This is a genomic window from Bacillota bacterium (assembly GCA_036504675.1).
Classification (GTDB): domain Bacteria; phylum Bacillota; class Sulfobacillia; order JAJYWN01; family JAJZPE01; genus DASXUT01.
The window spans coordinates 90,737-106,540 of the sequence record DASXUT010000147.1 but is presented as its reverse complement, the minus strand read 5'-3'; the positions used below and the strand labels follow the sequence as shown (position 1 = coordinate 106,540).

Below are 15,804 nucleotides of genomic sequence, written 5' to 3'. Positions count from 1 at the left end.
AGCCGCTTCAGGCCGGCCGCCAACGCGGCCGGCGCTCCAACGATCCGATCCCTCCCGGCCCGCACGTAATCCTGGGCCGCGGGGCTGAGGAAAGCCAACGGGGCTTGGAAGGAGTAAGCCCGGCCGGCCGCCTCGAGGCCGGTCAGGGTGCGCTCCAGATCGGTCAGGGTGGCCATGGCTTCGCGATAATCCTGGTCCGAAACGAGGCCCGGGTAGGCCCCGGCCAGCCCTTCAAGGTACGACCGGAGCCCACCGAAGGGGCCCGCGGAATCATCTGCCCCGGCCCTCCCGCCCATCGCCGCCACCTCCCCGTCGCCGACGGCCCCGGCTGAGGTCCGCAGTTGGGCGGCCATCTCGAGGAGCTGCCCGTCGACACTGAGGGCCTGCTTCACCCGGTCCAACTCGACCAGGGCGGAGACGGCGTCGGCGTAGGCCGGGTTATCGAGCAAGGCCGGGAACTGGGCCGCCAGTTCGCTGAGGTAGCTGGGGACCACTTCCAACTGGACGAACCCGGCGGTCAGCTCGGCCAAGGAGGCGCCCTCGGATGGTACCGCCGAGGCCGCCGTGGCCGCCCCCAGCCCATCGGCCAGCAGACGCAACTGGTTGTCGGGTCGGGCCCCGCGGCGGGCGTCGGCCAGGGCTCGGCCGAGAGCGCCCAGCGCCCCGGTGGCCTTCTGGTAGTAGGAATCGTCCCGCAGCCCGGGGAAGCTTCGCCCCAGATCGTCCAGATAGACGCGCATCATCTCCAGGCCCTGGGTCGCCGCCGGCGAGGCGATCACCTCGGCGTCGACGACCAGGCCTTCGCCGGGGTTAAGGCCTTGCTCCAAGCCCGTGACCAGGGCGCTCAATTGCCCGGGCACGGTCAGGCGGTGTCCGGAGGCTTCGTCGGCGGTCGGCGAGGTGACGGCGACGACCCGCTCGACTCCCGGCACGGCCTCCAGGGCTTTGGTCAACTTGACCGTCCGGGCGAGTCCGGCCGCCTCAGTCAAATCGGAGGGGGCTTGGATGAGGACCGAGACGGGCATCATGTCGCCCTGCTCGAAGTGCTCAGCGATGATGGTGAAGCCTCGGACGGAATCGGTCGTCGCGGGGAGCTCGGCCAGGAGATTGAAGCTGAGGACCATCGCCGGCAGCCTGGCCATGGGCAGCACCAGCAGGGTCAGGGCGACCAGGCTGACGACGATCGGCCGCCGGGTCACGGCTCCGGCCAGGCGAGACCAGAACCCGCGCCCCTCGGCCGTCCCGGCCGACTCGGCGAAGGGCCAGAAGAGGCGGCGCCCGAAGAGGGAGAAGAGGGCGGGGGTGAGGGTCAACGAGGCCGACAGGGTGACCGCCACCGCCAGACCCATCGCCGGTCCGATCGTCCTGGTCAGGCGGTAGCTGGCAACGCCCAGGCTGAGCAGCCCGATGATGACTGTGGCGGCGCTGGAGACGATGACCGGGCCCATCCGCCCGACGGTCTCGGTGGCCGCCGCGGTCCGGTCCCGACCGGCCAGTTCCTCCCGATACCGGGAGATGATGAACAGGCTGTAGTCGGTACCGACCCCGAAGACCAGCACGACGAGGAATGAATCGAGGAGCGACGAGACATTGAGGCCGGCCGCCGCCAGGAGGCCGAGGAGCCCCCGCGACGTCAGGAAGGCCACCCCCACCGTGGCCAAGGGAACCAAGGCGGCCACGGGAGACCGGTAGACCAAGAGGACGACCAAGACGACCAGGGCCACGGTGACCACGGTGGCCCGGCTAGTGCTGCGGTTGATCGCCGCCAGGAAGTCGGCTCCGATGCCGGCCTCCCCGGTGACCCGGACCTCGAGCCCGGGAGGGGCATCCCCGACCCGCTCGCGGATGGCCGCGACGGCCTGATTGGCGGGCTCGTGGAAGGGAGCAACGTTGAAGGAGACCTGAAGGAGCATAGTCCGGCCATCGCGGCTGACCAGGAGGTCCCTCATCTCCGGGTGTCCGAAGGCCGAGACGACTTGGCCGACTTCGCGTGGTCCCGCCGTCGCCAGCCAGGTGGCCACCTCCTCGGCGTAGGCCCGGTCTCGCTCCGAGAGCCCGTCGGGATTGAAGAAGACCAGCACCCCGGCGCTATCCACGGCCCCGCTCGGGAACTCGTCGGCGGCCAACTGCCGGGCGGTCATCGACTCAGCCCCGGTCGGCAAGAAGCTGGTCTCGTCGGCGGTGCCCACCGATCGCAGGGACGGGGCGAAGAGCATTCCCGCGGTCAGACCCAGCCACAGGCAGATGATGAGGACGCGGTAACAGACGACGATCTTGCCCAGTCGGTGGAACATGACTACCTCCGTCTTCAATCGGCGGTCCAGGGCGGCGGGACCCCCGGGGCGGGACCCCCGGGGCCGGGACCTGCGTCGCTCGGGCCGCCATCACATCGGCTAACATCTCCAGAGACCGGGCCGGTCAATCGGCTTCGGACGGCCGGGGGAACAAAAAAACAGGAGCCGACGCGGCTCCCGGCAGGGATCGATTGGCGGTCAGGAAGAGGGGCGGGGGATGGTCAGGGGTCCGGGATGGTCACCCGCGCCGGAAGAGGCGGGTCCAGACGTCGGTATTGGCCCTATCGCGCTCCCGAGACTGCCATTCGACGTCGGCCCAGATGAAGTCATCCTTGAGGAGGACCGACCAAGCTTCGCGAGCGGCCTCGATGAAGTCCGGCTGCAACCGCGCCAGCCGGCCGGCCTGGACCAACGGGCAGATGAGGATGCCGTTCTCGTCGAGCAGCATGGTAAGCTGCCCGCGCGGCGTAAGATATGGGGCGAGGGGAAAGGTCCGGCAGGCGAACGGTCGAATTTGGCGCGGGCAGGGCTTCGTGCAGACGACGAAGAAGAATTCCCCGTTCCAGGCCGGACAGAATTCGTAGTCCTTGGTCGAATGGACCTCCCACCGCAACCAGTCCTCGTCCCTTGTGAACATGACCTCCTCGCCTGGGAGAAGGTACATCCCGGCCCCCTTCTCCCACTCGGTGCAGCACTTGCGGCCGCATATCAGGCCGCAGTCACCGGCCAGGGGGGTCACCTTGTCCAGTAGGGAGTAAGCCTTCTTGAACCGTTTTTCGGTGGGCATGGGGTTCGACCGCCTCTCAGGGCCTTGCGGCCTGGCCTGAAGGATTGGAAAGGGGAACGTGGAGTGGCCCCGACATACTCCCGCGTCGAGCGGGCGACCTGGGCCGAGCGCCTCCGGCGGGACCTGCCCGGTCTGCCCGTGACCACTGACGCTCCGATGAGCGAATATACTTCATTTCGCATCGGCGGGCCGGCCGACCTGCTGGTCACCCCGCGGGATGAGGAGACCCTGCGGCGGACGGTCCTCTGGGCGGTCCGCGAGGCCGTCCCGATGACGGTCATCGGCCGGGGGACCAACCTCCTCGTCCGGGACGGCGGTCTGCCCGGCCTGGTCCTGAGGATCGGGGAGGGGCTGGACGACATCGACGTGAGCGAGGGGACGATTCGCGCCGGCGCCGGCGTGGCGCTGGGCGACCTGTCCCGCTCCGCGTCCCGCCGGGGCCTCTCCGGTCTAGCCTTCGCCTGCGGCATCCCCGGTTCGCTCGGCGGCGCCCTGGTGATGAACGCGGGGGCGCATGGGGGCGAGATGAAGGACATCGTCCGGCGGGTGCAGGTCCTCGAGGCGGACGGCGGGGCCTCCTGGTTGGACCAGTCGGAGCTGGGTTTCGGCTATCGCCGGAGCGTCCTGCAGGGAGGCGGGCTGATCGTTCTTCGCGGCGAGCTCGGCCTGAGGGCGGGCGATCGGTCGGCCATCGAGGTCGAGATGGAACGCTGGACCCAGAAGCGGGCGGCCAAACAGCCGCTCGAGTACCCCAGCGCCGGCAGCGTCTTCCGGCGCCCGGAAGGCCACTACGTCGGACCGATGATCACCCAGGCCGGCCTGCGCGGGTTGCGGGTCGGCGGCGCCCAGGTGTCCGAGAAGCATGCCGGCTTCATCATCAACCGCGGCGGGGCCACCGCTCAGGATGTCCTGGAGGTCATCGACCGTATCCGCCGAGCGGTTATGGACAAGTTCAGCGTCGAACTGGTGCCGGAAGTGCGGGTCATCGGCGAGGGATGAGCGAGCGGCGGGAAACGAGGCCGGAGGAGGCCGGGCCGGGTCCGGAGACGGAACCGAGGGCGCCCGAGCCGGTAACGCCGACAGAGGCGCCGCGCCGACGGAGCCCCGGTGAGCGCCCCATGCTCACCTACACCCTCATGGGCGTCAACATCGCGGTCTGGGCGGTGTCGGCCTTTTTCGGGGGCTCCGACCCGCAGAACCTCATCCGGTTCGGGGCCAAGTATGATGTCCTCATCTGGTCCGGTCAGTACTGGCGGTTGATCACCCCCATCTTCCTCCATGCCGGGTTGATCCACCTGCTTTTCAACAGCTACGCCCTGTACGGTCTGGGCGTCGGGGTCGAGATCCTCTTCGGCCGGGTCCGCTATCTCGTAATCTACCTCGTTTCCGGGGTCATGTCCACGGTCGTCAGCCTGATCTTCAGCCCCAGCCTCTCGGTGGGCGCGTCGGGAGCCATCTTCGGGCTGTTTGGGGCCTACGTCTACTTTGCCATCAGCAACCGCCGACGGGTCGGTCGGAGCATCTGGGCGGCCATCCTCCCGGCGCTCCTCTTCAATCTGGCTTTCGGCTTGGTCAACCCGGGGATCGACAACTACGCCCATGTCGGCGGCCTCCTTGGCGGCATCGGCGTCAGCTACGTCGTCGGCTCGCGGGCCAAGGCGCCGAGAAGGACGGGAACCTTCCGCTGGCTGGTGACGACCGTCATCGTGGCCGTCTTCCTCGGGGCCGTAACGGTCTCCCTGCATCCGCCGCGGTCGAAGTGGTTCTACGACTTCAATGCCGGAAACCGGGCCGCCGAAGCCGGGGACTACTCAGGCGCGGAGGACCTCTACAAGTCATCGATCGCCGCCAAGCCGGACAACGCCGCCGCCCACTATAACCTGGCCATCATCTACATCCGGACGAGTCGGCGTGACCTGGCCAAGGCCGAGTTGCAGCAGGCCTTGACGGTGAATCCGCAATACCAGCCGGCCCGCGATTTGTTGAACCAGCTGGGCGGGACGTGATCGGCGGCTCGGGAACGAGAGTCACCCGTACGACCACCGAATCGGCCGCCACTTCGAACCCTGCCCTCCAGCCCGAAGCCCGCCTCCTCGCCGGAGGCGGGTTTTTTGTTCGACAACCCTACCCGCCGGCAGGGAACCGGTGGCGACCATCGAAAGCTGCCGGCCGTCCCGTTCGGGAGGGATCACATCGTGGGCTTCTGGTTCGAAGTTGGTCAAGAGACGCGTCGGGACGGGGGCGGGCAGATGCCGCGGAGGTTGTTCGCGCTGTTGATTGTCGCCACCGGACTGGCCGCCGCGGGCCTCCTGTCGGCGCGGCTGGGCGGAAAGCCCGTTGTTCTTAATCAAGCCCAAGCCGACCGACCATACCTCGTCGTCAGCATAATCGAGACCGGTAACCGGATCCTCGACCGGACCGTCATCCCTGAACTCGGAACGCCGCCCCTGGTGACCTTCGACCCCGTTGACCGCCTCATGATCATGGCCGGCCCGGGTCGCCAATCCCGGCTGCGTCGAGGCCTCCTTGTCCACCGGCTGGTTCAGGACCTCGACGTCATCTTGGCCGAGGAGCTCACTCCCGTCCGGCGCCTGCCCTGGACCCTGGACTTCGAGACCCCCCCGGAGCGCATCCGACCGGCCGGGGGGACCGGGCGCCTGGCTCCCGGCGCGGTCCGCCTAACCGGGGTCGCCGGGGATGGTCGCGTCACCGTCGAGTACCTTGGGCGGACCCATGCCCTGGCGCCGGGCGAACGGTGGGCCTTCTTGTGGGTCGAGTCCGCGGCCGGGACGCTCGCCTACGAGCCCGGGCCCGAATGGACCGCGGCGGTCGATTCAGCTCTGTCCGGCGGGACCCCGTTGAGCACCTTGGTGATCATCAACCGCGGATTCTGGGGCCTGGCCGGTGAAGTCGGGGGAGGCGGGTAGGATGTCGGTCCGTCGATGGTTATCAGTCTTTCTCACCTTCTCGACCTTGGCCATCTCTATTCTCCTGCCGGTCCGTCCGGTGGCCGCCGAGCCCCGTTCACCGCTCTTCGGCTCCCGCGCACCCCTGGTCGTCATCACGCCGGAGGGTTCGGCGAGTTCATTCCTGGAGCGGCTGCGGGCGGCCGGCTATGCCGACGGGCGAGACCTCTTCGCCCTTGCCACGGAGGACGGCGACTACGTCCTCCAAAGCGCGGCCGTGCGGCGGGTGTTCAGCCAGGCCCTGGAGGCCGGCGGCGGCCGAAGGGTCGACGCGGTCGCCGTCGGGAGTCTCTGCTTGGCAGCCCGATTGGCGATCCTCCTGGAAGGGGAGCCCGGCCCGGTCCGGACCCTGGTCATGGTGGCCCCGCCCAACCGCGGCTCCTTCGCCGCCACCGCCCTCCGCCTGACGGCTCAACTGGAGAAGCAGGCCGACTTCCGACAACTGATCGGGCGCCTCCCCGAGGGTGAGCGTCCGACCAAGGCGGATTTCGCCGACGAGGCAGAATACGTCGCCACCCGAGCCCTCCGGGTCTATGAGCCGCTGGCCATGCGGTACTACCGGGAAGTCAAGTTCGGAGCCAATGGAGACCCCACAACCACCTTCATCTCGTGGCTCGCCCGGGAAGAGAAGGGCCTCTTCGATACGTCGGTCGCCGGGGCCCAGGTGCCGCCAAACCTTGACCGTTACCCAGCCCTGGCCTCGCTGGTCGACCCGCCGCCAGGCACCGAGGAAGCCCTGACCCGCGCCTTCATCGAGTTCGAGGCGATCAGAGCGGCCGAGTACAACTGGGCCCGCCTGGCCCAACACAAGAAGCCCCTGCCGACGGCCGCCGAGCTTCTCGAGGGCGTCCTGGCCGCCAAGGCCGGCGGACTCAAGCGGGCCGTCCTCGATCTTCTCGCCAAGACCCTTCGGAGCTTGGGGTTCAACGTCCTGATCGGCGAGGCCGGCCGCCTCGGGACAGCGGCCGCCACAAGGCTCCTGGGGTTCGACCCGTGGGCTTCATCGGCGGCCAGGTTGACAACGGTCGACTTGCCCTTGCCATCGGCCTCCCCAAGCGATCCGGAAGCCGTCATCCTGGCCAACTACTTCCTCGACCACTGGGGAGGTCAGGAAACCTGTCGGCGGCTGGTGGCCGAGGGCAGCCCGTCCTTCGCCACCGCCGTCGGGCCTCCCAACCCACGCTTCGTGACCATCGCCGGGAAGTGGCCCAACCTCTGGAGCGTCTTCCCGGCGTTATCGGGCGGGGTGCGGTCGCAGGCCAACGACCTCAGGACCGAGCTTCTGGCCATGTCCCTGCCGGTCCGCGAAAACGATGCCTTCACACTCTTGAGGGGGGCGCCGTCGTTCAACCCGACCGACCTCCTCGAGCGGCGGGACGTGCAGGACCTGATCTTCCGAGAACTTGGGGGAGTCAAGCCGGTCAGGGTCCTCGAGCCCACCGACGGTCGGCGGCTTGGACCGCGCCAGTGGGCGGCCGAGGGACAGGTGACGGTGGTCGCCAACGCCCCCTCCTATGTGGAGTTTCACGGTGACCGGATCGACCGCCCGGGACGGCTTCTGGTTGAGCTCTCCCCGCCGAATCGCCTCGAGCCAGGCTATGACCTGAGCGCTTGGGCCTACGCCGAGATGGCCGACGGCTCAACGGCCAGGCGTGAACTGGCGGTTGAGGGGAGCCGAGGGCCGTTGGCAGCTGACTTCGCGGCCTTCGGCGGCGACTGCGTCCGGGTTTGGGTCGGGCTTCGTTTCCGCCCCTCATCCGGCCTGGCCGAAGTCCTGTCTCCCGGCGTCGAGGCCAAGGCGGCGCTGCGCTTCCGGGCGACGTTCATTCCCGATGACCTGAACGAAGGGTCCGAACCCGCGCCGCCGAGTGAGCCCGTCCCGGCGGGCCCCGGGGAGTCGGGCGGGTCTGAGCCGCCCGCCGGCCAGCCGGCCCCCACCCCGCCGACCATCGCCGTCATCCGCCGGAGCAAGAAGACCACTCACCGCGAGGAGAGACGGACCTTTCATCAGCGTTGGGAATGGGACTTCGGGGACGGCACGACGACCGCGGACCCCGACCCGGCGCACATCGAGACCGTCCAAAGCCACCGTTTCGCTCCCGGTCAGTACACCGTGACAGCCACCTCGACCGACAACGGCGGGCAGATCATCAGGCAATTGACCTGGCCGGTGGAAGGCGACGGGGGAGAGCGTGAGTTCCGGGCCGAGACCATCCGCGAGCCGGCGGTGAAGGTCGTTATCGACGGACCGAAGATGTGGGTGACCGGGAAACCGGCCGAGTTCAAGGTCACCGCTCGAGTCGACGACCCGCCTCTGTCCGTGAACAAGGTGGTCACCATCGACCCGGGTCCCGTCTTCTACGTCGTGTGGGCCCGGCCCGGGACTTTCGAGGTCTCCGCCGCCGTCACCGTCCGCCTCAGCTACCGCTTCCCGGAACGCTCCGTGTTCGTCGTCGACACCTACGTCGAGACGGTCGCGGTGGAGGTGTGCACGACGGCCACCACGCAGTAGGCCAGAGGGCGAAGCGCCGACCCGTCGGGTTTGACCACCAACCCCGGCTGAACCCGGCGGTCTCTCCTGTGGTATGATACATAGGGTTGAAACCGCGGGAGAGAAGGCTGGTCCATTGGTGTCGCTCGGAACTTTCCTTGGCATAAGCGCACTGGGCATCGTCGCCGGAACGATGGGGGCGATGGTCGGCCTGGGTGGCGGCATTCTCGTCGTGCCCTTGTTGACCCTGGTCTTTGGCGTCCCCATCCACAACTCCATCGGGGCAAGCATCGTCGCCGTTATCGCCACGTCTTCTGCCGCCGCCAGCACCTATGTGCGCGACCGCTTAACCAACGTGCGCCTGGGGATGACCATGGAGACCCTGACCACTGCGGGAGCGGTCACCGGCGGGCTCGTCGCCGGCATGGTCGGTAAGGAAATCCTCAGCGGCATCTTTGGCACGGTCATGGTCCTGGTCGCCGCGACCATGTTCCGCCGCAAATCCGAGGGCCGCATCGCGCCCAGGGAGTCCGGCGACCGCCTGGGTGGTCACTACTACGACCCCTATGCCAAGAAAGACGTGTCATACAGAGTCCGCAACCTCCCGATCGGGCTGGCCACCTCGTTCCTGGCCGGCAACCTTTCCGGGCTCCTCGGCGTGGGCGGGGGAGTGATCAAGGTTCCAGCGATGACCCTGGGCATGGGCGTTCCGGTCAAGGCGGCCACCGCCACCAGCAACTTCATGATCGGCGTGACCGCCGTGGCCAGCGCCTTCATCTACTTCTCCCGGGGAATGATCGACCCGGTGATCACCGCGCCCGCGGCCATCGGGGTCTTCCTGGGGGCGAGGTTCGGCGCCCACATCGCCCCAAGGATTCGCACCCGCTCACTGCTGAACATCTTTGTCCTGGTCATGCTGGCCATGGCCGTCCAGATGATCCTCAACGCCTTCGGAATCGATATCCGCTAGGATTATCGAGGTCCGTCAGTAACCCGTCCCACGTCCGTGCCCCATATCACCCGGGCGTCGTCCGGTCACTCCAATCCTTGAGGTGAAGCCCTTGTCAGAGCAAGCCAAAGCGGCCGGTACCGGTCGGGAATCGATCGACCTGGAACAAATCCTCCATTGGGTCCTTCTCATCGGCGTCACGGTCAGCATCGGAGTAATGCTTGTCGGGCTTCTGTTGCTGGCCCTCCACCCGGCCCAGACGGCCCACCAAACCACCCCCATCAGGCAGGCTTTCGTCCTGGCCTTGAAGGGTGACCCCGGGGCCGTCCTGACGGTCGGCATTATTCTGCTGATGGCTACCCCGGCCATCCGGGTGGTCACCTGCCTTATCGGTTTCCTGGCCGAGCGGGACTGGCTATACGGCGGCGTCGCTTTGCTCGTTGCCATGGTGCTGGCCTTCAGCATTTTCGTCGCCGCCTAGGATAGGTCGGGGAAATCTCCTCGAAATCCGCGGCCCGCCCTTCCTGGGTGGGCTTTTCCTTATTCGGCGCATATAGTACCCTGGAGCCGGTCCAACGTCGGCCAGCTTCGGCCCACCGGTCTCCCGTCGGCCCGCCGTAAGGATCGGCCTCTGAGGAGGCTCGATGCGCCTTGTCAGTCGGAGTAGCGCGCGTGGCCCTGGTCCTTTCCGGTGCCGCCGCCCTTGGACCCTATGAGGGCGGGGCGGTCTACGAGATCCTCTCGGCCCTCACCCAGTCCAGGCGGCGTGGGATGGGACAACCCCCCCTGATCCCGGACGCCCTCATCGGCACCTCCGCCGGAGCCCTGACGGCGGCTCTGGCCGCCCACTGCCTGGTCAACGGGGCCCCGCTGGAGACGATTCACGACGCCTGGGTCAAAGGGGCGTCGGCCGCGCGGCTCTCCGGCTCCGCCCGCGGCCGCCGGCGCTCCGTCCTGTCCGGGGCGGCCATGGGCGCGCTGGTCAGGGACTGGCTCCGCCCGACCGCCCCCGGCGCGGTCCCCATGGCCGACTGGCCTTTGCGGTTCGTGGCCACCTTGACCAACCTGGACGGGATTCGTTACCGCTTCGGGACCTCCGGCGACCCACCCACGGTGGAGACCGTGACCCATGAGGATTTCAAAGTCTATGACCTTGATCCCCGGCGGCCGTATGATGAGGCGGTCTGGTCCGGCATCGCTCGAGCGGCGGCCGCCTCGGCGGCCTTCCCGGTGGGCTTTGAGCCGGTCCGCGTTGACCACGGCCGGGACGAACTCGACCGGTCCGTCCCCGGCCGTCACCTTGACGACGGCCGCCGGCAGTTCTGGTGCACCGATGGGGGAGTTCTCGAGGGGATGCCCCTCGGCCGGGCCATCGATGCCGTGGCCGACCTCGACTCGCCGGGGGCGGCGGACCCCGCGGGCGCGGCGAGCCCCGTGGCGAACTCCGGGGTCACGCGGGAGTTCATCGTCATCGAGCCGGGCGACCCCGGCGACCAGAGCGCCGGGCCACCGGGGCCGGATGGCTACTCGCCGGTGGCGGTCCTGTCCAAGCTGGCCACGATCCCCATTAGCGAGCAGATCAGCCGCGACCTCACCCGCTTCGAGAAGACCAACCAGCGTCTGACGGCCCTCGCCGAGGCCTGGGACGACTGGGCCGCCGTCATCGCCCGCCTGGGTGAACCGGAGGCGCTGGCCGCCCTGGCCGACCTTAGCGCCCGGACCCGGCGCCTCTGGCCCGACCTTGACGGGGTCGTCGACGGCCTGGCCGGGGAGCAGGACGCCGGGGGGTGGCCGCTTTCCCTGTCCGCTCGGTCACCGGCCCACCGCCGCCTCTTCCTGCTCCTCCGACTGCGCCTGGAGGGCGCCGCCGGCCTCTTCGGCAAGCGCCGGTACCAGCTCCACCATCTGTCGCCCGAGCAGGCGGCGGATCTGGCCGGCGGCTTCTGGGGTCACTTCGGAGGGCTGTTCGACGAGAGGTTCCGCGAGCATGACTTCAGGGTCGGGCGTCGGGTCGCCCGCGATTGGCTTCGGCGCCGAGGAATCGAGTACGAACCAGGTCCCGAGGCCGATTACGAAGTCGTCGCCCTTCACCCGCGCGGGTGGCCCGACTTGAGCTGGTCGGGACGATGGCAATCCCTGAAGGTCGCCGGCAACGCCGTCGACCTCGTCCTCGACCAACTCTCAGGGGCCGGGTGGGCGGCCATCCTCGGCGGTTCGGCCGTCGCCGCCTACCGTGGTCTGACCTTCCCCCTCCGGCGGGTGGCCGCGGTTAAGACCTTCCGGCGGGCGCCCGGGCCGACAAAGGATTCCTAGCGCGAAGCGTCGAAATACCTCCGACCTGCCGGCGCCAAGGCCGCGTTGAACCATGGGTCCCCATCCGCGGGCCCGGTTGACGGGGCCTTTGCGGCCGGCGAGTAGATTCTCCCAGGAGGATGAAGATGCTTCGCGCGATCCTTTTTGACTTGGACGGGACCCTGCTCGGGAACGACATGGACGCCTTCCTCAAGCCGTACTTCGGCGCGCTGGCCCGGAGCTTCGACGGCATCCTGCCCCGGGACAAGCTGGTCGCCCAGGTCATGTCGTCGACGATGGTGATGATGAGCGACCTCGACCCGAGTCGGACCAACCAAGAGGTCTTCATGGCCGACTTCCTCCCCAAGGTCGGCCGACCGGCCGAGGAGATGATGCCGAAGTTCGACCGCTTCTACGCCCGACATTTTCGGGAGCTGCAGGAATACACCGCCTGCAAGCCGGCCGCTCGGCAGGTCGTCCAGAAGGCCTTTGATAAGGGCCTGAGAGTGGTCATCGCCACCAACCCGATGTTCCCCATCTACGCCATCATCGAACGGATGCGTTGGGCGGGGGTGGCCGACTTCCCCTACGACTTGATCACCTCATACGAGGTCATGCATTTCTGTAAGCCGCGCCTGGAGTACTATCAGGAGATCTGCGACCTCATCGGGGTCAGCCCGCAAGAGGCGATGATGGCCGGGAACGACGTACAGGACGACATGGTCGCCGCCCGGCTGGGAATGAAGACCTTCCTGGTCGACGAGGAGTTGATCCACCGCGAAAAGAGCAGTCCCAAGGTGGACCATCGCGGAAGCCTGAAGCAACTGGCGGAAATCCTGTGAATCCCCGACGGCGCCGCGGAGAACGTGGCGCCGCCTGATTTTCCCACCGAAAAGGGTGCTTGCCCGCACAATTGCCAAAGCCTTATAATATATCCTTGCGACCGAACCGCGATCAAAGTCCGGCGGCCGAAATAGTTCTTTCGGCCGCCGTCTTAACTGGCCTCGGTCCTGGGAGTGACGATATGTCCTTCGTTCCAGAGCGCCTGCGCGGCCGGCCCAAGGGGAACGGCGAAGCCGGGCGCGACGAGCCGCCCATGGAAGAAAGCGCCGACGGGCTTCGCCGGGCGGTCGGCGTGTGGGGTTCCTATACGTGGGGTTACGCCGACGTCGGGGCCGACGTCTATGTCGCCCTTGGCCTGGTCGTCGCGGCCGCCCAGGGCGGCGCCCCGTTGGCCTTTGCCATCACCGGGCTGATTTACATGTTCATCGGCCTAGCCTACACCGAGCTGGCCGCGACCTATCCGGTGGCCGGCGGCGGCCAGTACTATACCCTCCGCGGCCTGGGTGACTTTCTCGGCTTCACCTCCGGATGGGCCCTCCTCCTGGATTTCACCATCGACGTCTCCCTCTTCGCCATCTCCTCGGCCGGCTACATCAACTTCTTCTTCCCGAGGCTGCAACACCAGCCGTGGCTGGCCATCGAGGGGATCATCGGGATCCTTTTCCTGATCGTCCTGAACATCCGCGGCATCCGCGAGTCCTCGCGGATGAACGAGGTCTTCTGCGCCGTCGACATGCTCAACGAGTCCTTGATCATTCTCTTCGGCTTCCTCTTCGCCTGGGACCCCGCGCTCTTACAACACCAGTTCCTGACGGCCTTCCCGTCGACGCCGCAGTTCCTCTACGGGGCGTCCATCGCCATCATCTCCTTCGTCGGCCTTGAGTCCATCTCCCAGGCCGCCCAGGAGACGATCCGGCCGGCCACCGTCGTTCCCCGCACGTCTCTGGCCCTGATCTTCACCGTCCTGATCTACGCGATGAGCTTCTCCGTCCTCAGCCTGGGCATCCTACCATGGCAGGTGATCGCCCAGAACCAGGGCGACCCCATCGCCGTGCTGGCCCAGCATATCCCGTTCATCGGCTTCATCGCCGGCCCGTTCACCGCCGTCCTGGCGGCCACCCTCGTCTTCGCCTCGGCCAACACCGGGGTCATGGGCTACTCCCGGATCACCTGGTCGATGAGCCGCTTCCAGCTGCTTCCCAAGTGGTTCGAGGCGGTCCACGTCAAGTATCGCACGCCGCACCGGACGATCGTCGTCTTCTCGGCCCTGGCCATCCTGGAAGTCATCCTCGCCTCCCTGTCGGCCAATGCCTACGACACCCTGGCCAACCTGTACGCCTTCGGGGCCGTCACCGGTTATGTCTTGGTGCTGATTTCTCTGGTCAAACTACGTTTTGACGATCCCTATTCACCACGACCCTACAAGGTGCCCCTCAACCTGTCGACCGTTGTCCGAGGCCGGCGGGTGGACGTGCCTGTACTTGCCCTTGTCGGGCTGGCCGGGAACATCTTCATTTGGGTCCTGGTCGTCTGGACCCACGCCATCGGGCGGATCGCCGGCCCGGCCTGGCTGGTCTTGGGCTACATCATCTACTTCACCTATCGCTCCCGCGCGAAGTTGCCCATCTTCGGCAACGTCAAGCGCGACTGGGAGGGCGACCAACTGCACGTCCTCCGCGAAGCCGGCGAGTACCGACTCCTCGAGCAATACCAGGCGGCCCTAAGGCGCCGCGACGAGATGGAGGCAGCCAAGTGAGCCCACGCCCGCCATTGACCCCGAGTCAGCAGAGAATGCTCGACCGTTACAAGCTCTTCACCGGCCTGTTGGCCTTCATCCTCGGCCTGGTGATGCTGGTCCGCCTGCTCGCCATGGGCGGCGGCACCACCGCCGGATACCTTCTGTCCCTGGCCTTCATCGGCTTCGGGGCGGTCCGACTGAAAATCCTCTTCGACCTCATCGCGGGCCGCCCGGGGCGCTTGACCCGGATGACCCGCCGCAGCTAGGAGGAGCAACCTTGGGCCTCGTTTCCGCTCTTTCACCGCTGGCCGTCCAGGCCACGGCCGTGCCGGTACACATGACCCCGCTGGGGGTCTCCCTGGGGGTCGTCTTCGCCACCGCCGTCTCCTGGATCCTGTGGTGGATGATGCACCCGCCGAAGGCTCAGGCCATCGTGGAGAAAGTGGTCGAGGTGGCCAAGGAAGTGGCCGAAGCCGGTGCCCGGGTCCTCGTCGGGACCCGCGGCGGACCGCTCTCCCGCGAACTGCTCACCCTGGCCTGCGGCCTGGCGCAGGCGGAGAACCTGCCTCTGACCGCGATCTACGTCGTTGAGCTGCCGATGACCCTGCCGCTGGACGCCGACGTCCCCGACGAGATGAAACGGGCCGAAGTCGCCCTGGCCGAGGCGAGAGAGGTCGCCAAGCAGCACACCTGCCAGGTCTTCACCCAGATATCGAAGGCCCGCAAGGCCGGACGGGCCATCGTTGACGCGGCCAACGCCCAGCCCACCAAGGTAATCGTCCTCGGCGTCGAGGAGCGGCAGCGCTTCGAGGACCGGATCTTCGGCAGCACGGCCGATTTCGTCGTCCGCCACGCCCGCTGCGACGTCATCCTCGAGCGGCCGTCGTTCATGCTCAAGGGCCAAAACCGTTAGTCCGTCCGGTCCAACGACGGGGAGTCAGGAGTGAGAGGACTGCAAGTGATCATCATTGGTTGTGGCCGGGTCGGGGCGGAATTGGCCGTGAACCTCGAACGGGAAGGGCACGGCGTGACCGTCGTCGAACGGGATCGGCTGGCCATGGAGCGCCTACCCGAGGCTTTTGCCGGGCGGACCGTCCTCGGGACGGGCATCGATGACGAGATCCTCCGGCGGGCGGGGGTGGAGACGGCCGATGCCCTCATCGCCGTGACCAACTACGACAACACCAATGTCGTCGCCGCCCAGATGGCCAAGGAGAAGTACAAGGTCAAGCGGGTCCTGGCCCGCGTTTTTGACCCCAAGATGCAGGAGATCTACCAGGAGTTCGGGTTGGAGACCATCTGCCCGACCCTGATCACCGTGAGGCTCATCGAGGATGCCCTGATCAGGGCGCCGGGCGCCGCCGGCGGTCCGGGCGCCACCGGTGGTCCAGGCGCCGCTGGCGCGGGCGCGCCGGGCGCCTCGGCTTCCGGGAAGGGGGCGTAG

Annotated in this window: 14 protein-coding genes; 12 read left to right on the top strand and 2 right to left on the bottom strand. The window is 67.6% G+C overall.

The window, feature by feature from the left end:
* Positions 1–2,294, bottom strand: a 2,294-nt coding sequence (locus tag VGL40_11025) for an MMPL family transporter (GenBank protein HEY3315793.1), incomplete at its 3' end; no start/stop codon positions are given.
* 238 nt (positions 2,295–2,532) lie between these two features.
* The gene (locus VGL40_11020) at positions 2,533–3,081 is read right to left on the bottom strand and encodes a hypothetical protein (protein ID HEY3315792.1); all 549 of its coding nucleotides are present in this window, start codon (positions 3,079–3,081) and stop codon (positions 2,533–2,535) included.
* Positions 3,082–3,144: 63 nt separating this feature from the next.
* Here VGL40_11020 and murB point away from each other — a divergent pair, with 63 nt between their 5' ends.
* The 12 genes from murB (at position 3,145) to VGL40_10960 (ending at position 15,804) form a co-directional block, all read left to right on the top strand.
* Entirely contained in the window at positions 3,145–4,080 is a 936-nt protein-coding gene (gene murB / locus VGL40_11015) for a UDP-N-acetylmuramate dehydrogenase (GenBank protein ID HEY3315791.1), read from the top strand.
* Between the two features lie 119 nt (positions 4,081–4,199).
* Positions 4,200–5,087: a rhomboid family intramembrane serine protease gene (locus tag VGL40_11010; GenBank protein ID HEY3315790.1), complete on the top strand. Its 888-nt coding sequence runs from the start codon at positions 4,200–4,202 to the stop codon at positions 5,085–5,087.
* A gap of 105 nt (positions 5,088–5,192) precedes the next feature.
* Positions 5,193–6,008 (top strand): hypothetical protein, encoded by an 816-nt coding sequence (locus VGL40_11005; protein HEY3315789.1) that lies wholly within the window; start codon positions 5,193–5,195, stop codon positions 6,006–6,008.
* Between the two features lies 1 nt (position 6,009).
* Entirely contained in the window at positions 6,010–8,559 is a 2,550-nt protein-coding gene (locus tag VGL40_11000) for a PKD domain-containing protein (protein ID HEY3315788.1), read from the top strand.
* Positions 8,560–8,677: 118 nt separating this feature from the next.
* Positions 8,678–9,508, top strand: a complete 831-nt coding sequence (locus VGL40_10995; protein ID HEY3315787.1) for a sulfite exporter TauE/SafE family protein — start codon at positions 8,678–8,680, stop codon at positions 9,506–9,508.
* A 91-nt stretch (positions 9,509–9,599) separates the two neighbouring features.
* A complete protein-coding gene (locus VGL40_10990) occupies positions 9,600–9,968 on the top strand; it encodes a DUF1634 domain-containing protein (GenBank protein ID HEY3315786.1) in 369 nt (122 codons plus the stop codon).
* Between the two features lie 170 nt (positions 9,969–10,138).
* Positions 10,139–11,800: a patatin-like phospholipase family protein gene (locus VGL40_10985; protein HEY3315785.1), complete on the top strand. Its 1,662-nt coding sequence runs from the start codon at positions 10,139–10,141 to the stop codon at positions 11,798–11,800.
* 119 nt (positions 11,801–11,919) lie between these two features.
* Entirely contained in the window at positions 11,920–12,621 is a 702-nt protein-coding gene (locus VGL40_10980) for an HAD family hydrolase (GenBank protein HEY3315784.1), read from the top strand.
* Between the two features lie 182 nt (positions 12,622–12,803).
* A complete protein-coding gene (locus VGL40_10975) occupies positions 12,804–14,378 on the top strand; it encodes an APC family permease (protein ID HEY3315783.1) in 1,575 nt (524 codons plus the stop codon).
* Positions 14,375–14,626 carry a hypothetical protein gene (locus VGL40_10970; GenBank protein ID HEY3315782.1) on the top strand — a complete coding sequence of 84 codons (252 nt, stop codon included), beginning with the start codon at positions 14,375–14,377 and terminating at the stop codon, positions 14,624–14,626. The genes VGL40_10975 and VGL40_10970 overlap by 4 nt, the downstream gene beginning before the upstream one ends.
* 11 nt (positions 14,627–14,637) lie before the next feature.
* Entirely contained in the window at positions 14,638–15,273 is a 636-nt protein-coding gene (locus tag VGL40_10965) for a universal stress protein (GenBank protein HEY3315781.1), read from the top strand.
* Between the two features lie 30 nt (positions 15,274–15,303).
* On the top strand, positions 15,304–15,804 hold the full coding sequence (locus VGL40_10960) for a TrkA family potassium uptake protein (GenBank protein HEY3315780.1): 501 nt from the start codon (positions 15,304–15,306) through the stop codon (positions 15,802–15,804).

Bases quoted from the DNA above. Each gene is read 5' to 3' on its own strand.
- VGL40_11010 (HEY3315790.1), top strand. From the start codon at position 4,200: ATGCTCACCTACACCCTCATGGGCGTCAACATCGCGGTCTGGGCGGTG.
- VGL40_11000 (HEY3315788.1), top strand. From the start codon at position 6,010: ATGTCGGTCCGTCGATGGTTATCAGTCTTTCTCACCTTCTCGACCTTG.
- VGL40_11020 (HEY3315792.1), bottom strand. From the start codon at position 3,081: ATGCCCACCGAAAAACGGTTCAAGAAGGCTTACTCCCTACTGGACAAG.
- VGL40_10980 (HEY3315784.1), top strand. From the start codon at position 11,920: ATGAAGATGCTTCGCGCGATCCTTTTTGACTTGGACGGGACCCTGCTC.
- VGL40_10975 (HEY3315783.1), top strand. From the start codon at position 12,804: ATGTCCTTCGTTCCAGAGCGCCTGCGCGGCCGGCCCAAGGGGAACGGC.